Source organism: Caenibius tardaugens NBRC 16725 (assembly GCF_003860345.1).
Classification (GTDB): Bacteria; Pseudomonadota; Alphaproteobacteria; order Sphingomonadales; family Sphingomonadaceae; genus Caenibius; species Caenibius tardaugens.
In genome coordinates this window covers 3818407-3839594 of sequence record NZ_CP034179.1, presented here as the reverse complement: position 1 = coordinate 3839594, position 21188 = coordinate 3818407, and the positions used below count along the sequence as shown (strand labels likewise).

Genomic DNA, 21188 nt, shown 5'->3' with positions numbered 1-21188 from the left:
ATGCGTTGTATTTCCGGATATGCTTTGCCGTCTTGTCTCTTGGCGCGAAACATCTGCGCCATCGCTTCCGGAAAGCCGGAAGACACCCTATCACCTTTGACGTTCCAACCAGCGCATTCGCATATCAGAGATCAGGATGACACCTTCCTCTGACAATGCCGGGAGCAGGCGCATGGAAAGCAATGAAACACACTACAGTCGGCCCGATCTGGCCCGGGACAAGCGGGAAATCCGCCTCGGCACACTTCTGTTTACCATTGTAGAAGCGCGCAAGGGCTTCGAAGTGGCCTACAACCGCTGGTACGAACGGGATCATTTCTACAGCGGTTGCATGATCGGGGAATATACGCTGGCAGGTGCCCGCTATGTCGCTACCCGCGCGTGCAAGGCCCTGCGTTATGGGAGCGATGCAGACCTGATCAAGGGGAGCTTTCTGGCGCTTTACTGGATACTGGATGGACACCACGCCGATTGGGACAACTGGGCGGTCATACAGGTAAACAAGCTTCATGCCGAAGGGCGTATGTTCAAGGAGCGTGATCACGTCCACACAGGGCTTTACCAGTACGAGCAGGAGTACAACGCCCCTGCCAGCACGACACCCATCGAACTGGCGCTCGATCGGCCCTATGCCGGTGTTGCAGCTTTCATTATCGATCTCGCACCTGGAAAAAGCGCTGCTGACGCCCGTGCGTTTTTCAGCGCGCTTCCGTGTCCGGGGGACGTCGCGCTCCTCTCCTCGCCATTGCCGTTGGACGAACGGAGTCCGGCCGATGTGCCTGACTCAAGCGGTGACCATGTCACGTTGGTGAGCTTCTCCATCGAGAATCCTGCCGATGTCTGGACCAGCCGTTATGCCGATATCGGAGAACGGATTGAACAGGCGGGCCTCGGGCGCGTGCGTTTCGCATCACCATTTGTGGCAACCGTGCCGGGCACCGACACCTATATGGAGGAATTGTGATGGGCACGGGCATGCTGGCAGACCAGGTCATTGTCATCAGCGGGGTTGGCCCAGGCCTGGGCCGTAAACTCGCTCTCCAATGTGCCGAACAAGGCGCCAGACTGGTTCTCGGCGCACGATCCGGCGATTTCATCGCCAGTGTTGCGGAAGAGATTGTTCGCAACGGCGAGCAAGCGCACGCCGTGCCAACGGACGTCAGCAAGGCTGCCGATTGCGACCACCTGATAACCGAAAGCGTGGCTAGGTTCGGCCGCATCGATGGTTTGGTCAACAGCGCCTTCCGTTTCGAAACATCCCGTTTTGAAGAAGCTGACCTTGGCCGTTGGCGTGAGGCGATGGACGTTGCCTGTTTTGGCAGCCTGAAACTCGCGCAGGCGGCGCTACCGCATTTGAAAGCCAGCCGGGGATCGATCGTCAATGTGAGCACCATCGGCTCACGCATCGGCACCGAAGGATCGGGTGGCTATAACCTGTCGAAAGCCGCGCTTAATATGGCGACCCGCCAACTCGCGCGGGAACTGGGCCCGGATGGCATCCGTGTGAATGGTGCACTGATGGGGTGGATGGCAGGGGAACCGTTGAAGCAAGGTTTCGCCGCCCGGGCTGCTGCACGCGGCATTTCTCCCGACGTGCTTGAACGCGAATTGATGGATACAATCCCCCTGCGCCGCATTCCCACGGATGATGAATGCGCCGGTGCAGTCATTTTTCTCCTGTCCGGCCTTGCCAGTGCATGTACCGGTGTTCTTCTCGACGTTAACGGCGGCATGTTCATGGCAGGTTGAACGAAAGCAGCGTCAGCGCAACCGGGGGATCATGCCAAGCTCCTGATAGCGGTAGCAATAGCTGCGGAACATATCTGCGGTATCCACACAGCCCGCAAACCCTGCCTTCCGGATTTTGATTGTGCTGCATAGATTCCAGCGCAATTCCTCTCCGGGAGGCACGGGGGCGGTCCATACCCGCGCGACCTGCGGCGAACATCCCAGCAACGTATCCAGATCGGGGACAGCCAGCCCGTACTTTTTCACCATGTCCGGCCACAAATGGGCAAGCGCGCTCAATTCATCCGCGATATCATAGACACGCGTTTCCCCCACCGCGACCCCAAGTGTTTCTGCCACGAGCGGGAAAGCATCGCGGATGGAGAAGACATCGCCATTGCAGAGATTAAACGCCTGATCCCGCGCTTCTGGCGCTTCCGCCGCCCATGCCAGCGCTTCGGCCACAAGATCGGAATCGGTGAAATCCAGAACATCGCCGCGCCCTGCCGGTAGGGGCATGGGAAGGCCTGCCTCACGGCAGAGCGACGCAAAAACGGTCAGAACCAGAAACGGGCTGAGGTGCCCCCCAACAGTGGCCCCGATGATACCCGATGGCCGAAGAAGCGTGATCCCCCAGTCGCTTTGTCCGGCGCCTTCGCGCTTCTTTTGCAGAAGATAGTCTTCCTGCCAGTAATAGAAGTTATCGCCTGGGGCGCGTGGCAGCGTCTCAGTAAGTGGAACAGGCAGATTCAGGCCGGGCAGATGGACCCCATATGCCTTAGGCCCATGAACGAGAGAAATATGCCGCAGGCTCGGGGCAGCTTCGAACAAGGGATCGCAAAGGTTCTCCAGCATTTGGGCATTTTTCGTCATTTGCGCGGGATCGCTCCACCCCGCGATCACGTCATCCTCACGCTCATTCAGGGCCGCGAAAACCACATGGGTGACATTCCCCAACATCGCCACTGCCGCGGCGCAACGATCACGATCAAGCAGGTCCAGAGCCACATGTTTCGCATGGCCCACTGGCCGTATCGGGGGATGCCGGGATATGCCGATCACGTCCCAATCCGACAGGCGGGCAAAATGCGCCATGGCCGCACTGCCCACTGCCCCAGATGCCCCCGCGATCAGAACTGTCTTACGAGGGTTGTTCAGGGACATGCTTCGTTCTCCTCATCCGCGTCAGTATCCCCGGAACTGTGGGGCGCGTTTTTCCATAAAGGCCAGTGCCGCCTCTTTGCCATCGTGCGACAGGCTGAGTTGCGCATTAGCCAAAGCCTCAAGTGCCATGGTCTCTTCAAATGCGCTAGTTTCCGCGTTGTTTAAATTACGTTTCATCGCCGCGAATGCAGCCGTTGGGCCCTTCGCCAGCCGTTCCGCCAACACCACGGATTCATCGTCCAGCGCCTCGTCATCCACCACCCGGTTCACCAGCCCCATCGCCAGCGCGGCGTTGGCATCAAACTTGTCGTCGAGCAGGTAAAGCTCTCGCGCCTTGGCCGAACCAAGCAGGCGCGTAAGCAGAAAACTTCCGCCGGGATCTCCGCAGCGGCCTGCGGATGCAAATGCCAGCTTGAAACGCGCCGTCACGGACGCAATCCGCAAATCGCAGGCCGCCGCCAGCAACAGGCCGCTTCCCGCAGCCGGGCCACGAATGGCGGCAATCGTCGGCTTGGGCATACGGCGCAACAAGGTCGGTATCTGCGAATGCACCATCATATGCGCGGCCGCTTCTTCCGGAAGAGGATCGTGCGGTTCACGCTCATCCTCGCCCCCGGACAAGTCATAGCCGGCACAAAAACCCCGCCCTGCGCCCTTCAGCAAGACAGCGCGCACCCGCGCATCGCTGGCCAACCCCTGCAAGCTGGCCATAAGTTCATCCAGCATACCCATAGTCAGGGCATTGAGGCGGTCCGGGCGGTTAAGCGTTACGATGGCAACGCCCGCAACCTTTTCGACAAGCAGTGTCACGCCTTGCCCTTCACGGTTTCCATGCCCGCCACGATCCACTGGCCAGTCTGCCCATAGGCGGATGCATGGCCCAACTGGTGAATATCGAAACAGCTTTGCAGTGCGGCGCTCTGCCCCATGATATCCATGGTCTGGTTCACTGCCCGCTTCGCCATGGCCAGTGCGTGTGGGTGCATCCGGGCAATCTCAACAGCCATTGCGCGCGCTTCCGTATCGAGATCGGCGAGAGGCACCACACGATTGACCATGCCCCGCCGCTCCGCTTCGACGGCATCGATCGGCTTGGCTGTGAACAGCATTTCCTTTGCCTTGCGCGGGCCCAGTTCCCAGGTGTGCCCGTGATATTCAACTCCACCGATACCCATCATCACGACGGGATCGGAAAAGCGCGCATTATCGGCAGCGATAATGATATCGCAGGGCCACGCCAGCAGCAGCCCACCCGCGATACAGGCGCCTTGCACCGCAGCGATGGTCGGCTTGGGAATGTCACGCCACTTCTTGGAAAGCCCCAGATAATATTTGGCTTCCCATTCATGAATACCGAGCAGCCCGCGCTCAGGAATGGTTTCCTCAATCCGACGGAATGCCCCTTTGGCGATTTCTTCAGGGCTGAGATCGTGCCCTGCGGAAAAGTGTGGACCTTCGGCGCGCAACACGATCACGCGCACGGCTTCATCTTCGGCAGCACGGGTGAAGGCTTCATCCAGTTCTTCGAGAAGCTGCTGATTTTGTGCATTACGCCGATCGGCACGGTTCAGCGTGATTGTCGCCACGCGATCCGCTACCGAATAAAGTATATAATCTGCCACGGGACATTCTCCTCTTGGCAAAGGTGTATCCATGTTGCGCCCCTCGCACCAGTTTGGAGGATACTTCCGTATTGGCGGAATCCAGCTTTCGCCAAATTGACAATTCACGCCCTGAATGCGGATGCCAGGAACACAACCAACCGGAGCCGCCGAATGAATCTCGATCTGAACGAACAGCAAACGCTGATGGCGGAAACGGCTGACCGCTTCTTCAAAGCGAAATCCACAATGGAAGCAGCACGCGAAGCGGGGCCTTCCATCGCATTGCCTCTCTGGCGCGAGACGGTCGACATCGGATTTGTCACCATGCGCATGGCTGAACAGGCTGGTGGATCAGATGTTGGCCTGCTTGACGCGGCGCTGATCTGCGAAGCCGCCGGACGGGTAGTTGCCCCGATCCCCCTCGCTGATTCCATGGCAGGGTATCGTCTTCTGGCACAGATCGACACGGATGCTGCGCGTGCGATGCTTGCCGCCATCTCCGACACCCCACTTGCATTTTTCCCGCAGGCCGGCGCAACGCTGCTCGCACTATCGGGAACACAGCTGACAGCCACCGGACCGGACGGAACGCGCAAGGTTGTCGGCGATGGCCATGATATCCCCGCCCAATTTGAAGCCGCGCAAGTGGAATGCGCAATCCTGCGCACCGCGAGCCTTATCGGCGCCATGACACAGGCCATTACGCTTGCGTCTGCCTATGCCTGCGAACGGACACAGTTCGATCGCCCGATCGGCACGTTTCAGGGCATCGCCTTCCCTCTGGCGGAATCGATTACCGATGCGGAAGGCGCGCGTCTCCTTTTGTGGCATGCGATCTGCGCGATCGCGGATGGCAAGGCCAATGCCGGGGCACTGGTGGCCATGGCGCAATGGTGGGCCGCGAAATCGGCGCGCATTGCCGCGACCCGCAGCTTGCGCACATTTGGAGGATATGGCCTGTCGCTGGAATACGACATCCATCTCTATTTTCAGGTGATCAACCGTCTGGCACTGGCTGGCGGAAATCCCGACGATTTGCTGCTTGTCGCGGGCAACCGGCTCTGGGCTGGAGAGACTGTTACCCTCCCCACTGCGGGCGATCCCGGGATCGTAACCGGCTTCGGTGCGGATGCGGAGGCTTTTGGCGAAGAAGTCCGCCGGTTCTTCGAGAAGGAAATGACGCCCGAACTGCGTGCGAAAGCCCATCATTCCACCGAAGGGCATGATCCGGCCTTTCACCGCAAGCTGGCCGCCGCCGGTTTTGCCTATCCTGACTGGCCCCAAAAATGGGGTGGCCGCGAAGTGTCGGCCATGGCGGTCACGGCACTGGGGCGTGTCTTCGAACAGTACCGCTGGACCCGCGTGCCTATCGGCTGCACCAACATGGGCGCACAAATGGTCATGAAGTTCGGCTCACCCGCGCTTCAGCAGGAAGTCCTCCCCGGCATTGCCGATGGCAGCACGCTTTCCTGCCTCGGCTTTACGGAACCCGAATCCGGTTCGGATATGTATGCCGCCCGCACGCGTGCCGCGCGGGACGGGGATGACTGGGTGATCACCGGCCAAAAGATGTTCACCACCGGCGCACATATATCGGACTACGTCCTGCTGATCGCGCGCACAAACCCCGACAAACCCAAGCATCGCGGGCTGACCATCTTCTTTGTTCCGATGCATTTGCCGGGCATTTCCATCCAGCCCGTGCATACCTTGCAGGATGAACGCACCAATATCACCTTCTACGATCAGGTTCGTGTGCCCGATCGTTATCGCCTCGGAGAGATCGACGGCGGCCTCGCTGTCATGGCAGCGGCAATGGAAATCGAACATGGCGGCGAAGGGTACCACATCAATCATCACAGCCTGATGGAAGCCGTCATCGCATGGGCCGATGCAGAAGATCGCCCCGGCCACCGCCCGATTGACGATCCCGCGACCAAATCGGCAATCGCACGTGTGGCAACCCATCTGGAAATCGCCGATCTTTTGTGCAGGCGCGCCACCTGGGCGGGATCGGTGGGCAAGAGAAACCGCGCCATCGGGCCAATGGCCAAGCTGTTCGCCACCGAAATCTACATGCACGATGCCGCGGACATGGTCGCTCTGGCAGCCCCCGACGCGCTCCACCACCTTACCCCGGCACTTGCAGAAATCGAGGATCGCCACCGCCAGTCGATCAGCCAGACGATCTATGGCGGCACCAGCGAGGTACATCGCGGCATCATCGCGCAATTCGCACTCAATTTGCCGCGTGCGAGCTGATATAATCGAAACCAGCGATAGGCCTTCCGCGTAGCCGGAATGCCTCGAGGTGCCGTTGACGCAAAAGGCCCAGGCAGTGGAAAGGACACCATGCCGGAGCCGTTTCACCAAGTGAGAGCGCTATGACTACCGCCCTACCGTTTCCCGTCTATGATGCCGACAACCATTTCTACGAACCGGAAGATGCGATATTTCGTCATCTTCCGAAAAAATGGGCCAATGACTTCAAATTTGTTGAAGTGAACGGGCGCAAACGCCTTGCGATCAACAATCGCATATCCGATTACATTCCGAACCCGACGTTCGATCGTGTTGCCGCGCCCGGTAGTCACGTCAAATATTACAAGGCTGAGAACACCGAAGGCCTCTCAATGCGCGAACTGACCGGCAAGCCGGTCACCCCGCCCAGTGCATGGCGTTATGGCCGTGATCGGATTGCCGTTCTCGACGAACATCAGGTTCATGCCGCCGTGATGTTTCCCACGCTCTTTTCCGTGATCGAGCATGGCCTCGCCTACAATCACGAACTGCTGCACGATGCGCTGCACGCCCTCAACATGTGGGTCTCCGAGGAATGGGGATTTGCCTACAAGGATCGGATCTTTGCCGTTCCGGTCATCAATCTGGCCGATATGGATCGGGCCACCGCTGAACTCGACTGGTTGCTGGCGCAGGGCGCGCGCACCGTCAACCTGCGCCCATCCCCTGTGCCGGGCTATCGCGGCGGACGCTCACCCGGATTGAAGGATTTCGACGCCTTCTGGGCGCGGATCAACGAGGCAAAAATCTTCGTGTCGATCCATGCTTCCAATTCCGACTACGATCACCTGATCAACATGTGGACGGGGGGCGCCGAATGGCTGCCGTTCGAATCCAATCCGCTGGTGAACTGCCTGCGGATCATCGAACGGGCTATTTCCGACACCATCGCTGCGTTGATTTGCGACGGCCTGTTCGATCGCTTCCCCGATTTGCGCATCGTCAGCGTCGAAAATGGTGCAAAATGGGTCGGTTCCCTCATCGAAACGCTGGAACATGTCTATGGGCAGATGCCGCAGAAGTTCCGTTCCGATCCGGTCGAAACATTCCACCGGAACATCTTCGTAACACCTTTTGTCGAAGATAACTGGGACGTGGTCGGCCAGCATATGCAAACCAACCGCATCCTGTTCGGCAGCGACTACCCCCACCCCGAAGGCACCGAGCACCCGCTTGACTTCCTGCAGGAACTGACGTCCTTCACCATGGCACAGAAGGAGCAGATCATGTCCAGCAATCTCAAGGGCCTGCTCGAAGGCAAGCGAGACTGAATGTGGGTGATGTCGTCGACAGGCTGCGGGACAATCTGGCCTCCCGCCACGATCAGCGTGGCATTGAATATCAGGGTAAATGGGTCACCTGGGGTGACGTAGCCCGCTATGGTGAAGCACTGGTCGCGGCCATCGACGCCACGGGCTGCCCGCCGGATGCGCGTATTGGCGTTATCATCCGCAACCGGGTTGCCCACGCGGCCGCCGTGGTGGGTCTGCTTGCCCAACGCCGTTCGATTAGCTTCGTTTACCCCTTCCTGCCAGCGGATGCGCTGGCAGATGCAATCGGATCGCTGCACGCGGGGGCCATTGTCGCCGACGTGGAAGATTGGCCCAATTTTCGCGACGCCGTGGCCCAAACTGGCAGCGCAGGAATTCAGCTTAACGCCTTCGACATCGCCCCTGCAGCCGTTGCCGGGCTCGAAACCTGCAAGGCTGATTGCGAGATCGGCAAGGGAGAAGGCGGTATCGAAGTTCTCTCCAGCGGCACGACGGGCCCGCCAAAGCGCATCGCCATGCCGCTTCATTTGCTGGAACGTGCCGTATCCAGCGCACCGGGCGGTGAATCCGGCAAGATTCCCGACGTACAGATCAACATCTGGCCCCTGGGCGGCGTGGGTGGCGTTTGCCTGCTGACGGCAAGCGCCGTCAACGGCACCCCGCTTGTCCTGTTCGATCGGTTTTCGGTCAACGAACTGATCGAGTCGATCCGCCGCCATCGCCCGCCTACGCTGGGGCTTAACCCCACGGCGATCAGCATGTTGCTCGACGCGCATGCATCGCCAGAAGACATGACCAGCGTGAAAAGCGTATCGGGCGGCTCTGCCTATCTCGATCCCGACCTGCAGGAACGGTTCGAACTACGCTATGGCATTCCCATTCTATGGGGTATGGGCGCGACCGAATTTTGCGGAACGATTGTCCGCTGGACGCCCGATATGCGGGCGCAAATGGGCAATTCCAAGCGCGGAAGTGCGGGCTTACCCATGCCCGGTGTGGACATCAGAGCGGTCGATCCGGAAACAGGTGAAACCTTGCCTCCGGGTACCGAAGGGCTGATGGAAGTTCATTGTCCGGCAGTGCGGCCCGACTGGGTACGCACGACCGATCTCGTGATGATCGACGAGGATGGATATATCTTCCACCGGGGGCGTTACGATGGCGCGATTGTGCGCGGAGGCTTCAAGATTCTGCCCGAACGCGTGATCGACGTCCTGCGCAGCCACCCCTCCGTCGCGGATGCCTCCGTCATCGGAATTCCTGATCCCCGTCTTGGCGAAGTTCCGGTAGCCGCAGTCGAATTGCTCCACAGCGCGCCGGCAGTCAGCGCGCAGACCCTGCTCGATCATCTGCGCACAAAATTGCCGCCAACCCACGTGCCCGCGGAATTGCGCATTGTCGATGCCTTGCCGCGCACGCCTTCGCTCAAGGTCGCCCTTAACGATGTGAAGCGCCTGTTCGCCGAGCAGGTCGACTGATCGGCACCGGATAGCGGCCTCTGGCCGTTATCCGGCGAACCGCCGTTCAGGCACCCCTCGCACGCCGAGCCCCCGAACCGCGAGGAGTGTGCCATCATAAGGGGTTTCTTCGGCGGTTCCGGGAATCCGCATCGTCGTGACGAAGGCAATATCGAGATCGGGGCCGCCAAACATCACGCTGGTGGGTTTGTGAGACGGCATCGGAACAACCCGGTCAAGTGAGCCATCAGGAGCATAACGCCGCAATTCTCCGTACCCTGTAAAGGCGCCGTTGGCCGTACTCCACATGAACCCTTCAGCGTCGACCGTTGCCCCATCGGGGATAGACTGCGGTGCCGCGCGCACAAATTCACGCCTGTTAGCCAGAGTGCCGGAATCCTCATCCCAGTCGTAGGCGTAAATGATATCATCGCTCGATTCAGTCAGATAAAACGTGCGGTTGTCCAGGCTCCAGCATGGCCCGTTGGTGACCGAGATATTCTGCTCCAAAGGATGCACACTGAGATCCGTGTCGAGGCGATACAGCACGCCCCTGCGGGCAATCGGTTTCTCGGACTCGATACTGTCCATGTCCAGCGTCCCGGCGAGGAAGCGCCCGCGGCTGTCGACTTTGCCGTCGTTCAACCGGACATGCCGTGTTCCCTCGTCAGGATGGGCAATCAATTCCAGTGCGCCACTTTCAAAATCAAAGAAATGAAAGCCATTCGCCAACGCCAGAACTGCGCCGCCCTTTTCCCGCAGAGCCATGGAACCGATCATCGATGGCAATTCCCATGTCCGCACATCGGAACCATCCACCGCGCAGCGCCAGATCTGCGGCGCCATGCTGTCGATCCAGTACAAGCGCTGTTCCGTGACATCCCACAGGGGCCCTTCCCCCAATGTGTTCGCACAATTCACACAAATGCTGACATCGACCATAATCACATCCTCTTCCGGCACCTGTTTTCTGGCGCCTGTATTGCTTGCAACAAGGCAGGAATTTGGCACCTTGCCGCAAGCCTTGCCCTTTGTCCTCCGCATTGATGGAAAATCTTCAACGGGCAGTCAAAGATTGAAGCGGTTGCACTATGGCGAGCAGACAAGGATTTCCCGACAGCGGGAAACGGGAGAAGATCGTTATGTCACTTTTCGGACTGGACGGAAAAAAGGCCCTGATCGTTGGCGGCGGCCGCGGAATGGGCGAGGCGACTGCGCTCCATCTGGCGCAGGCGGGCTGCGACATTGCCGTATTGGACAATCAGCAGGATCGCGCCGAACTGGTTGCGGGCGAGGTCGAAAAGCTCGGCCGGCGGGCCATTCCCATAGTCGCGGATATTCTGGACGAAGAATCGGTACGGCGTGCCGTGACGGAAGCGGAAGCGAAACTCGGCGGCCTTGATATTCTCGTCACCATTGTTGGGCAGGCTCTGTTCAAGCCCCTGATCGATGTCACGCTGGACGAATGGGATTCCGAGCAGGCACGCAATTTGCGCTATTTCTTCGTCACGGCCCGCGCCGTGGCGCAATCGATGATCGCACGGGATGTGCAAGGCTCGATCGTTTGCATCAGTTCCATCGATGGCGTCGTGGGCGCGCCCATGCATGCCGCCTATGGCGCCGCCAAAGCTGGCCTTGTGCATCTGGTCAAAAGCATGGCCGCCGAATGGGGCCGCAATGGCATCCGCGTCAATTCGGTTGCCCCCGGTGTTATCACCACGCCGCGTCTGCCTGAAACACCGCAATCGCTCGCCATGGTGGAACAGAGCGTGATCCCGCTCGGCCGCCCTGGCACGACCAATGAAATTGCCGGTGCAGCGCTGTTTCTTGCATCTGGTCTGTCCAGCTATGTCACCGGCCATACGATCATGGTCGACGGCGGGTGGATGGCTTCGAACATCTTTGACCCACGTATTTTCGAAGTGAAAAAGTCGCTTTAGACCGGTCCCGTCCGCAGAAACCCTTCCACTTCCTGCATAAAACGGTCGAAATTGTCGTGTTGGGGCCAATGCCCCGCCCCTTCGATATCGATCCGGCACACATCGGAAATATGATCTTCCAGTTGGCTGGCCATATCGGTCTGCCAACTGGCCGTGCCATAGACCAGCAGGGTCGGGCAGATGATATTACGCCAGAACGCGAACACTTCCTCCGATGTATGATCGACGGCTGGCCAGAGCCCGAGACAATTATCGAATTTCCAGCAATACCCGCCATCTTCAGTGCGCCGAATGCCATGGATGGTCAGATGCCGGGCCTGATTATCGGTCAGCCAGCTATTTTCAGACTGCATCCTGCGCTGGGCGTCCTCAACAGAAGCATAAATCCGGGGCGGCTTGCTGACAGCATTGCGGCGCGCTGCGATCCAGTTGTGATAGCGCATCGCCGGGGATAGCTTCTTGAATTCGGCTTCCATTTCCCGAGGTGCCCCAACAGCCTCCACTGCGATGAGCTTCGCGACATTGTGGGGAAAGATGCCCGCGTATCGCAAGGCGATATGCGATCCCATCGAATGGGCCATGATCACGGCCTGCTGCCCGCCCAGTTCGAACACCAACTGCGCCAGATCGTAAACGTTGCTGGAAAAATCGTAACGGCCTTCCGCCGACCAGTCGCTATCGCCGTGTCCTCGCAGGTCAGGCGCAACGACATGCCAATCGCGGCAAAGGCGTTCCGCAACCCAGTCCCAGCTTCGGCAATGATCCTTGTTCCCGTGCATCAGGATCAGCAGCGGCGCATCGGGATTGCCCCAATCGACATAGTGCAGCCGCGAACGCTGCGACATGAAACTGTGCGAAGTTGGCCCGAACCGCATTATTTCTGCACCACTAATCCCTGACTTGTCAGAGCCTAAAGCCACTTATTGAAAGCCGGACCGCAAAGCGCCCCCTTCCGCCCTTACGGAAGGTTCCGGACAATGACAAAGGCAGACGCCAGAAAGGCCGGTGCACGCTCCACCGTGCACCGGCCTTCCCCTAGGTCACCCACAGGCAACCGTAGTTCAGAAACGCCAGGCGAGGCCTGCGCTGAGCACCCACGGATCAAGCTTGTTCCGGGTTTCCAGAACTTTCGCGCCAGTGGTATCGTACCATTTGGAGTCCACTTTCAGGAAGTAACGCTTGGCATCCAGACTGAGCGACATTCCCTTGTTATTAAGGGGAATATCAACACCGGCCTGAAGCGCCAGACCGAGAGAATCCTGCAACTTGTTACGCTCCGCACCGAGTGCGCGCGCCGTTGCACCGGATTTTTCGTCAACAAAGATAAACAGCGTCGGCCCGGCACCCACGTAAGGTTTAATTCCGCCAGTATTGAAATGGTATTTGAGAGTCAGTGTCGCCGGAATAATCTTCGCATTGGAAATCAGTTCAGCGCCCGCAAGGCCTTTCTTGCCATCCACGTCATGCTGCGTGACACAGCAGATCGTTTCCAACGAAACACTGGGCGTTACAAAATATTCGATTGCAACCGTAGGCACGAAATTGTCGTTCGCCTTGGTGGCCGCATCAACGGGCAGCGCGGCGGCGATACCCGGTGTAGCAAACTTCACCTTGTCGAGTTTGCCGTCCGGCAGAACAGCCGATCCCAGCACCTTGATCTGGATTTTCCCATCGGGGTTGGCGGCATGGGCCGGGGCGGTGAAGGCGACGGCAGCGGCAAGTACTGCAGTGGCGGCCAGTTTACGCATTGGTATTCCCTCACGTCGCAACGGCCACCCTGTGTGGCTCATAATGACTTGCGACGCGCCGCCATCTCGCTCGTGCCAGCGTGTGAAACATTGATACTTCGCAAAAATATAAGCGTTATTAAATTTTTGCAGCGCACCATCAAAATTTGATTCCCATCAATGTTGCGCGACTTTACAAGTTCCACGGGCATTTCATCGAAAGTACGAAGGAAGGCATTCCATGGAACGGATTGTTACGCGTGCCGGTATCTGGTTCGCGGTCATTCTGCTTGCCACCATGGCAGCGGCTGCCGCACGTGATACCGGTTTCGCGGTTCACATGTTCATCATCGCTATCGCAGCTCTGGTCGGGCTATGGATGGCAATCAGCAAGCCCGATTACGAGGCGATCGCGCGGGGTATCCTGCGCATGCCGACGGACGAATCCCGTTATGACGACGATCCGGTCCGCTGGGGGGTAATCGCAACCGTTTTCTGGGGCATTGCCGGTTTGACGGCAGGGCTCGTGATTGCGCTGCAGCTGGCATTTCCGCTGCTCAATCTCGAACCCTATCTCAACTTCGGGCGGCTGCGCCCGCTGCATACCTCGGCCGTGATCTTTGCCTTCGGCGGCAATATTCTGATCGCAACGTCGTTCTATGTCGTCCAGCGCACCTGCCGCGCCCGTCTGGCTTTCCCTTCGCTGGCCCGTTTTGTGTTCTGGGGTTACCAGCTGTTTATCGTGCTGGCCGCCACCGGCTATCTTCTGGGGATCACCCAGTCGAAGGAATATGCCGAACCCGAATGGTACGTCGATCTCTGGCTGACAATTGTCTGGGTTGCCTATGCCGCGGTCTTCATCGGCACGATCATCAAGCGTTCGGAACCCCACATCTATGTGGCCAACTGGTTCTATCTCGCCTTCATCCTGACGATCGCGATGTTGCATATCGTCAACAACCTGAGCGTTCCCGTCAGCCTTGTCGGCGCCAAGAGCTACAGCCTGTTCTCGGGCGTGCAGGACGCGCTGACGCAATGGTGGTACGGGCACAACGCAGTGGGCTTCTTCCTCACTGCTGGCTTTCTGGCCATGATGTATTACTTCGTGCCCAAACAGGCCGAACGGCCGATCTACAGTTATCGCCTGTCGATCATCCACTTCTGGGCGCTGATCTTCCTCTACATCTGGGCTGGCCCACATCACCTGCATTACACTGCCCTGCCCGACTGGGCGCAAACCCTGGGTATGGTGTTCTCGATCATGCTCTGGATGCCAAGCTGGGGCGGCATGATCAACGGCCTGATGACGCTGAACGGCGCCTGGGACAAGATCCGCACCGATCCGATCATGCGCATGCTGGTCATGTCGATTGCCTTCTACGGCATGAGCACGTTCGAAGGCCCGATGATGTCGATCAAGAGCGTCAATTCGTTGTCGCACTATACCGACTGGACCATCGGCCACGTGCACTCGGGTGCATTGGGCTGGAACGGCCTGATCTCGTTCGCTGCGGTCTATTTCCTCGTACCGCGTCTGTGGGGTCGCGAACGGCTGTACAGCCTGCGCATGGTCAACTGGCACCTGTGGCTGGCAACAATCGGCATCGTGTTCTACGCCGCCTCGATGTGGGTGGCAGGGATCACCCAGGGCCTGATGTGGCGCGAGTATGGCGCTGACGGCTACCTCGTGAACAGCTTCGTCGAATCCGTTGCAGCCCTGCACCCGATGTATCTGCTGCGCGCCTTTGGCGGCCTGCTGTACCTCTCTGGCGCAGTCCTCATGGTCGTGAACGTCTGGGCCACCATCCTGGGCAAATTGCGCGACGAAGCGCCGATGCAAACGCCCGCCTACGATCCGGCAGCCGATCAGCCGCTGGTCGCCGCCCAGAGCAATTGAGGCTTCATACGATGAGCATTACTGAGAAGCACAAGAAGCTTGAACGCAATGTCACGCTGTTGGGCGTTGGCGCCCTGGTGACTGTTGCCATCGGCGGGATCGTCGAGATTGCCCCGCTTTTCTGGATCGATAACACGATCGAGAAAGTGAAAGGCATGCGGCCCTACACGCCACTGGAACAGGCCGGTCGCGACATCTATATCCGTGAAGGTTGTTATACCTGCCATAGCCAGATGATCCGTCCCTTCCGGGACGAGGTTGAGCGTTATGGCCATTACAGCCTCGCTTCGGAATCGATGTACGATCACCCGTTCCAGTGGGGTTCGAAGCGGACCGGCCCCGACCTTGCGCGCGTCGGCGGGCGTTACTCCGACGAATGGCATGTCCAGCATCTCAAGGACCCCCGCGCGGTGGTTCCGGAAAGCATCATGCCCACCTATTCGTTCCTGTCGGACACGGATCTCGCGCTTGGCGATCCAGCGGCAAACCTTCGGGCGCTGCGGAAAGTGGGCGTGCCTTACACCGACAAGGACGTCAAAATGGCGATGGCCGACCTCAAGGCCCAGGCTGATCCTGATGCCGATGCCGGTGATCTGGAGAAGCGCTACCCCAAGGCGCAGGTACGCGATTTCGACGGCGATCCAAACCGCTTGACGGAAATGGATGCACTGGTCGCCTATCTGCAAGTCCTGGGCACGCTGGTCGATGTCAATTCGGCTGCCGCGCAGGAAGATCTGGCGAAGGAGAAAGGCCGGTGAGCGACCACTCGGTATACGATTTCCTGCGTCATTTCGCTGACAGCTGGGGCCTGCTTGCGATGTTCATCGCCTTTGTGGTGCTGGCCGCATGGCCATTCCGCCCGGGCGCGCGCGCGCGCAACGAAGAAGCCGCCAACATGATCTTCAAGGAAAAGAACGATGGCTAAAAAGCACATCGATGAAGCAACCGGTGTCGAGACGGTCGGTCACGAATGGGACGGCATCGAGGAACTCGACAATCCAATGCCCCGCTGGTGGCTGTGGTCTTTCTACGCCTGCATCGTATTCGCTATCGCCTATTCCGTCGCCTATCCCGCCTGGCCCCTGATCCAGAAGGGCACTGAAGGGGTGCTCGGCTGGACAAGCCGGGGCGAACTGGCCAAGGATATCGCCAGCGATCAGGCGCGCCGCAAGCCGATCCTTGCTGCACTGGCGGCGACCCCGATCGAGCGCCTGCCGGATAATCCTGAACTCATGCGTGCGGCCATTGCTGGCGGCAAGGCCGCGTTCAAGGTGAACTGCGTTCAGTGCCACGGCGCCGGTGCGGCGGGCAGTTCCGGCTACCCCAACCTGAATGATGATGAATGGTTGTGGGGCGGTGATCTCAAATCGATCGAAACCACCGTGATCCACGGCATCCGCCAACCGGGCGATGCCAAGACGCGGACCAGCCTGATGCCCGCTTTCGGGCGTGACAACATGCTGACCTCGCAACAGGTCGCCCAGGTGACCCAGCACGTTCTCTCGCTTCGCGGCAAGGGCAAACCGAATGCTGCAGGGGCCCAGCTTTTCGCAGACAATTGCGCCAGTTGCCATGGCCCGACCGGCCAAGGCTCGCGGGAATTTGGCGCCCCCAATCTCACGGATGCCATTGCTCTCTACAGCAATAGCCCGGAAGCAATCGCCAAACAGATCAACACACCCAGCCATGGCGTAATGCCAGCCTGGGGCCAACGGCTCGATCCTGCAACGATCAAGATGCTGGCCGCTTACGTCCATTCCCTGGGAGGGGGTGAAGACTTTCAGGAGGCTGCCCCGGAGGTGAATAACACCCCGGCAGTGGAGACCCATGGCCAACCTTGACCCCAGCCCAGCCACCGCGACAGCGGCACATCCAGACAAAGGCGCTGCTGCGCCCGAACACCGGCTCTACGCAAAACGCGAGCCGGTGTTCAACCGGCGGATCGATGGGCCTTTCCGCCGCTTCAAATGGTTTGTCATGGTGGTCACGCTGGCCATCTATTACGCCACGCCGTGGTTGCGTTGGGATCGCGGTCCCTATGCCCCCGATCAGGCCGTTCTGATTGATCTCGCCAATCGCCGTTTTTACATGTTCGGCATCGAAATCTGGCCGCATGAATTCTATTTCGTGGCCGGGCTGTTGATCATGGCCGGTATTGGGCTGTTTCTCGTGACCAGCGCGGTAGGCCGCGCATGGTGCGGTTATGCCTGCCCGCAAACGGTCTGGACCGATCTGTTCCAGCATATCGATCGCCTGATCGACGGTGATCGCAACGCGCGTTTCCGTCTGTACAAGGCACCCTGGGGGCCGTCCAAGATCGCCCGCCGCCTGCTCAAGTGGGCGATCTATCTCGCAATCAGTTTCGCGACCGGCGGCGCTTGGATTCTCTACTTCGCCGATGCCCCCGGCCTGATGCGCGATTTCTTCTCGGGCAACGCCGCGCCCGTCGCCTATGCAACGGTCGCAATCCTGACCGCGACAACCTTCGTGCTCGGCGGATTTCTGCGCGAACAGGTGTGCATCTATATGTGCCCCTGGCCACGCATCCAATCGGCGATGCTCGATGAAAAATCGCTGATTGTCACCTACAAGAACTGGCGCGGCGAACCTCGTGCGAGTGTCAAGAAGGCAGAAAAGAACCCGGGACAGTTCGGCGATTGTGTCGATTGCAACCAGTGTGTCGCCGTGTGCCCGACCGGTATCGATATCCGCGAAGGGCCACAGATCGGCTGCATCACCTGCGCCCTGTGCATCGATGCCTGCGACCGGGTGATGAAAGACATCGGCCGCCCACGCGGGCTGATCGATTATGCCACGCTGGAGGATTGCAAACGCGAACAGGCGGGCGAAGCACCGCGACCTGTCTGGCGCAGCCTGATGCACACCCGCACGCTGGTCTATTCCGGCATCTGGGCCGCAATCGGGTTCGCCATGCTGTTTGCACTCGGGACCCGTGCGCGTACCGATATCACCGTCGCTGCTGACCGCAATCCGCCCTACATGCTGTTGAGCGACGGTTCGATCCGCAACGCCTATACCGTGAAGCTGCGCAATATGCAGAACCGCCCGCGTGACATGAAAATTGCGCTGGACGGCTTGCCGGGTGCCGTGATGTGGACCGACGATATGCCCCGCGAAAAGGCCGTGCGCGACCTGATACGCAAAGTCCCCGCCGATACGACAGACGTCGTACGGCTATATGTTGTGGCCCCTGAAGGCACTGTCCCGCAGGAATACGGGTTCACTGTCCAGTCGCTGGATGAAGCAGCGGAAACAGACCGAAGCGACATCCGTTTCGAAGGGCCGGAGACCAGCCAGTGAGCACGCGCTTCACCGGACGCCACATGGCGATCATTCTGATCCTGTTTTTCGGCACGATCATCGCCGTCAATGTCCTGATGGCACGCCTTGCCAGCTCGACGTTTGGCGGCATCGTGGTCGAGAATTCCTATGTCGCCAGTCAGGAATTCAACACCTGGCTGGACAAGGCTGAGGCGCAGCAGGCGCTGGGCTGGGAAGCATCGACCAAGCGCACACCTGACGATCATGTCGCCATCACACTCAAGGGCGCGCCATCCACCGCAAGCGTTTCCGCCATCGCACGGCATCCCCTGGGGCACGCCCCCAACCGTCCGCTGACGTTTACCGGCGATGGAAATGGCAACTGGGTATCGCATGAAAAGCTGCCGCAAGGGCGCTGGCTGTTGCGCATCACGGCGCAGGCTGATGGCCACACCTGGCGGGTTGAGGAGAATGTCCCATGACCGCCCTTGCCGGACTCAACGCCGATGATACCTGCCAGACGGTTCTCGCGGTGCCCGGCATGCACTGCGCCGGATGCATGAGCAAGGTTGAGCGCGGCCTGACCGAAGTGGCGGGCGTTACTGCGGCCCGCGTCAATCTCACAGCCCGGTATGTCACCGTGGTTCATTCTCCCGCCCTGACCGATCGCGATCTTGTCGCTGCGCTGGAGGGGATCGGATTTGAAGCCGAACCGCGCAAGGAAGCCCTCACCCGCAACACCTCGGCAGTGAAGCCGCTGATCGCCCCACTGGGCGTTGCGGCATTCGCCGCCATGAACGTCATGCTGTTTTCAGTCAGCGTATGGTCGGGCGCGGACGGGACATCGCGCGAACTGTTCCACTGGATATCCGCGCTGATCGCCATTCCCGCAACGGCCTATGCCGGTCAGCCCTTCTTCCGCTCGGCCTGGGGTGCCGTGCGCAAGGGCCGCACCAATATGGATGTTCCGATCTCGCTCGGCGTTCTGATTGCGACAGCGCTCAGCATCTATGAGACGATTGTCGGCGGCAGACATGCATGGTTCGACGGCGCACTGATGCTGCTGATGTTCCTGCTCGCCGGGCGCGTTCTCGATGCGATGATGCGTGATCGCGCACGTACCGGGGTCGATGCCTTGTTAAGCCATGCCGCGCAGGGTGCCATGATTGTGGCCGACGATGGTTCACTGGATTGGCGCAATACCGAAGACCTCGTGTCGGGCATGACCATACGCATCGCCGCAGGCGAACGGCTGGCCGCCGATGGCAAGATCCTGATGGGCAGCAGTCGCTTCGATCAATCGCTGCTCACGGGTGAAAGCGACGCCGTACCGGCGCAACCCGGCAGTGTGGTACTGGCCGGCACGCTCAATCTCGATGCCCCGGTGGATGTGATTGTCACTGCCACCGGACAAGGCACAACACTGGCGGAAATTGCGCGCCTGATGGAAGCGGCCACGCAGGATCGCTCGACTTACGTCCGGCTGGCTGATCGCATGTCACGCTATTATGCGCCCGCCGTACATACTCTCGCAGCACTCGCCTTTACAGGATGGATGCTGTCCGGTGCCGGAATTTACCAGTCACTGGTGATTGCGGTGGCGGTGCTGATCATCACCTGTCCCTGCGCTTTGGGATTGGCCGTTCCGGTGGCGCAGGTTGTCGCCAGCGGCGCCCTCATGCGCGCCGGGGTCATGGTGAAAGACGGCAGCGCGCTCGAACGGCTTGCACAGGTCGATCGCGCGCTGCTCGACAAGACCGGGACATTGACGCTCGGCCGCCCCGCCCCCGATCCCGCCGTTCTTGCAAACCTCCCGCCCGATGCGGCGGCCATCGCGCTTACGCTCGCCTCCCACAGTCGGCATCCCATCTCGCGCGCGCTGGCAACCGCATTGGCGGCAGCCGGGCATCGCGCCGTGCCGCTGGTGGATGTCGAGGAACGCGCCGGGCAAGGTGTCTTCGCACAATGGCACGGACGGGACGTCGCCCTGCGGCGGCCGGAACACGCCCATGGCATTGCCGTGACACTGGATATCACGGGCCAGCCAACATGGCTCATTCCTTTCGCGGATCGCATGCGGCCCGATTGCAAGGCCAGTCTGGAACAATTGGCGGGTATGGGCATCGCCTGTTCCATTCTTTCCGGTGACAACCCCGCCTCCGTCGCCGATGTCGCACGGGAAACGGGCCTCGACGCCGTTGCCGGTGCCAGCCCCGCCGACAAACAGGCCACTATCGAACGCCTGCAAGATGATGGCCACCGAGTGCTGATGGTTGGCGATGGCCTGAACGATGGCCCCGCCCTCGCCCGGGCAGACGCCTCGATCGCGCCCGGCAGCGCCAGCGACGTCGGACTTCAGGCATCCGATCTCGTGTTCATGCAGGATTCGTTGCTGGCCCTGCCACGTGCGGTGCGCACCGCGCGTTCAACGATGCGGGTGGTGAAACAGAACTTCACGCTGGCTATCGGTTACAACGTCATCGCCGTTCCGCTGGCAATGGCGGGCATGGTCACGCCGATGATCGCCGCCATTGCCATGTCTGGCAGCTCACTGATTGTAATCGGCAATTCCCTGCGCCTTTCGAGGGTGGCGAAATGAACGGTCTGATGTTCCTGATTCCCGTCGCGCTCTTTCTGGGTTTGTCGGGGCTTGCCGCCTTCTTCTGGTCGCTGAAAAGTGGCCAGTTCGAGGATCTTGATGGCGCGGCCAATCGCATTCTCATCGATGATGAGGATAAGCCATGATCATCGCGATGAAGTATGCGGCCGCCGTGGCATTGTTACCGGCCGCACTGAACCCGTCGCTGATCGCGTCAG

General features: G+C 59.8%; 20 protein-coding genes. 14 read left to right on the top strand and 6 right to left on the bottom strand.

Annotated features, from left to right (window positions below; all coding sequences use genetic code 11):
- The first annotated feature begins 172 nt into the window (after nucleotides 1-172).
- Nucleotides 173-964, top strand: coding sequence for a hypothetical protein (locus EGO55_RS18110; RefSeq protein ID WP_021690721.1), 792 nt, complete (start codon nucleotides 173-175; stop codon nucleotides 962-964).
- Complete coding sequence (locus EGO55_RS18105; RefSeq protein ID WP_021690722.1) at nucleotides 964-1749, top strand: SDR family oxidoreductase; 786 nt, start codon at nucleotides 964-966, stop codon at nucleotides 1747-1749. Before EGO55_RS18110 ends, EGO55_RS18105 begins: the two co-directional genes overlap by 1 nt.
- Nucleotides 1750-1761: 12 nt before the next feature.
- On the opposite strand, the gene EGO55_RS18100 is transcribed toward EGO55_RS18105, so the two are convergent.
- Genes EGO55_RS18100 through EGO55_RS18090 form a run of 3 tightly spaced genes read right to left on the bottom strand, consistent with a single transcriptional unit; the run spans nucleotide 1762 to nucleotide 4514 of the window.
- Complete coding sequence (locus tag EGO55_RS18100) at nucleotides 1762-2892, bottom strand: NAD-dependent epimerase/dehydratase family protein (RefSeq protein ID WP_021690723.1); 1131 nt, start codon at nucleotides 2890-2892, stop codon at nucleotides 1762-1764.
- Nucleotides 2893-2913: 21 nt separating this feature from the next.
- Nucleotides 2914-3702, bottom strand: coding sequence for an enoyl-CoA hydratase-related protein (locus tag EGO55_RS18095; RefSeq protein ID WP_021690724.1), 789 nt, complete (start codon nucleotides 3700-3702; stop codon nucleotides 2914-2916).
- Nucleotides 3699-4514, bottom strand: a complete 816-nt coding sequence (locus EGO55_RS18090; RefSeq protein WP_021690725.1) for an enoyl-CoA hydratase — start codon at nucleotides 4512-4514, stop codon at nucleotides 3699-3701. The genes EGO55_RS18095 and EGO55_RS18090 overlap by 4 nt, the downstream gene beginning before the upstream one ends.
- Nucleotides 4515-4667: 153 nt before the next feature.
- Between EGO55_RS18090 and EGO55_RS18085 the strand changes: the two genes are divergently transcribed.
- From EGO55_RS18085 to EGO55_RS18075, 3 genes are all read left to right on the top strand, one after another.
- Nucleotides 4668-6758 carry an acyl-CoA dehydrogenase family protein gene (locus EGO55_RS18085; RefSeq protein WP_021690726.1) on the top strand — a complete coding sequence of 697 codons (2091 nt, stop codon included), beginning with the start codon at nucleotides 4668-4670 and terminating at the stop codon, nucleotides 6756-6758.
- A 122-nt stretch (nucleotides 6759-6880) separates the two neighbouring features.
- On the top strand, nucleotides 6881-8068 hold the full coding sequence (locus EGO55_RS18080) for an amidohydrolase family protein (RefSeq protein ID WP_021690727.1): 1188 nt from the start codon (nucleotides 6881-6883) through the stop codon (nucleotides 8066-8068).
- A 2-nt stretch (nucleotides 8069-8070) separates the two neighbouring features.
- On the top strand, nucleotides 8071-9546 hold the full coding sequence (locus EGO55_RS18075) for a class I adenylate-forming enzyme family protein (protein WP_021690728.1): 1476 nt from the start codon (nucleotides 8071-8073) through the stop codon (nucleotides 9544-9546).
- Nucleotides 9547-9573: 27 nt separating this feature from the next.
- Here the strand turns inward: EGO55_RS18075 and EGO55_RS18070 are convergent, their stop codons facing one another.
- Nucleotides 9574-10467, bottom strand: coding sequence for an SMP-30/gluconolactonase/LRE family protein (locus EGO55_RS18070; RefSeq protein ID WP_021690729.1), 894 nt, complete (start codon nucleotides 10465-10467; stop codon nucleotides 9574-9576).
- Nucleotides 10468-10667: 200 nt separating this feature from the next.
- Here EGO55_RS18070 and EGO55_RS18065 point away from each other — a divergent pair, with 200 nt between their 5' ends.
- Nucleotides 10668-11465 carry an SDR family NAD(P)-dependent oxidoreductase gene (locus EGO55_RS18065; RefSeq protein ID WP_021690730.1) on the top strand — a complete coding sequence of 266 codons (798 nt, stop codon included), beginning with the start codon at nucleotides 10668-10670 and terminating at the stop codon, nucleotides 11463-11465.
- Here the strand turns inward: EGO55_RS18065 and EGO55_RS18060 are convergent.
- A complete protein-coding gene (locus EGO55_RS18060) occupies nucleotides 11462-12310 on the bottom strand; it encodes an alpha/beta fold hydrolase (protein WP_021690731.1) in 849 nt (282 codons plus the stop codon). The genes EGO55_RS18065 and EGO55_RS18060 overlap by 4 nt on opposite strands.
- A gap of 216 nt (nucleotides 12311-12526) precedes the next feature.
- Complete coding sequence (locus EGO55_RS18055) at nucleotides 12527-13213, bottom strand: OmpW/AlkL family protein (RefSeq protein WP_021690732.1); 687 nt, start codon at nucleotides 13211-13213, stop codon at nucleotides 12527-12529.
- A gap of 220 nt (nucleotides 13214-13433) precedes the next feature.
- Here EGO55_RS18055 and ccoN point away from each other — a divergent pair, with 220 nt between their 5' ends.
- The 8 genes from ccoN to ccoS are packed head-to-tail and all read left to right on the top strand — an operon-like array spanning nucleotide 13434 to nucleotide 21116.
- A complete protein-coding gene (gene ccoN / locus EGO55_RS18050) occupies nucleotides 13434-15089 on the top strand; it encodes a cytochrome-c oxidase, cbb3-type subunit I (protein ID WP_021690733.1) in 1656 nt (551 codons plus the stop codon).
- An 11-nt stretch (nucleotides 15090-15100) separates the two neighbouring features.
- On the top strand, nucleotides 15101-15847 hold the full coding sequence (ccoO, locus tag EGO55_RS18045; RefSeq protein ID WP_021690734.1) for a cytochrome-c oxidase, cbb3-type subunit II: 747 nt from the start codon (nucleotides 15101-15103) through the stop codon (nucleotides 15845-15847).
- Nucleotides 15844-16014, top strand: coding sequence for a CcoQ/FixQ family Cbb3-type cytochrome c oxidase assembly chaperone (locus EGO55_RS18040; RefSeq protein WP_021690735.1), 171 nt, complete (start codon nucleotides 15844-15846; stop codon nucleotides 16012-16014). Before ccoO ends, EGO55_RS18040 begins: the two co-directional genes overlap by 4 nt.
- On the top strand, nucleotides 16007-16930 hold the full coding sequence (gene ccoP, locus EGO55_RS18035; RefSeq protein WP_021690736.1) for a cytochrome-c oxidase, cbb3-type subunit III: 924 nt from the start codon (nucleotides 16007-16009) through the stop codon (nucleotides 16928-16930). The genes EGO55_RS18040 and ccoP overlap by 8 nt, the downstream gene beginning before the upstream one ends.
- Entirely contained in the window at nucleotides 16917-18410 is a 1494-nt protein-coding gene (gene ccoG, locus EGO55_RS18030) for a cytochrome c oxidase accessory protein CcoG (RefSeq protein ID WP_021690737.1), read from the top strand. Before ccoP ends, ccoG begins: the two co-directional genes overlap by 14 nt.
- A complete protein-coding gene (locus tag EGO55_RS18025; protein WP_021690738.1) occupies nucleotides 18407-18853 on the top strand; it encodes a FixH family protein in 447 nt (148 codons plus the stop codon). Before ccoG ends, EGO55_RS18025 begins: the two co-directional genes overlap by 4 nt.
- Nucleotides 18850-20970, top strand: coding sequence for a heavy metal translocating P-type ATPase (locus tag EGO55_RS18020; RefSeq protein ID WP_021690739.1), 2121 nt, complete (start codon nucleotides 18850-18852; stop codon nucleotides 20968-20970). The genes EGO55_RS18025 and EGO55_RS18020 overlap by 4 nt, the downstream gene beginning before the upstream one ends.
- Complete coding sequence (ccoS, locus tag EGO55_RS18015; RefSeq protein ID WP_021690740.1) at nucleotides 20967-21116, top strand: cbb3-type cytochrome oxidase assembly protein CcoS; 150 nt, start codon at nucleotides 20967-20969, stop codon at nucleotides 21114-21116. Before EGO55_RS18020 ends, ccoS begins: the two co-directional genes overlap by 4 nt.
- Nucleotides 21117-21188 lie beyond the last annotated feature (72 nt).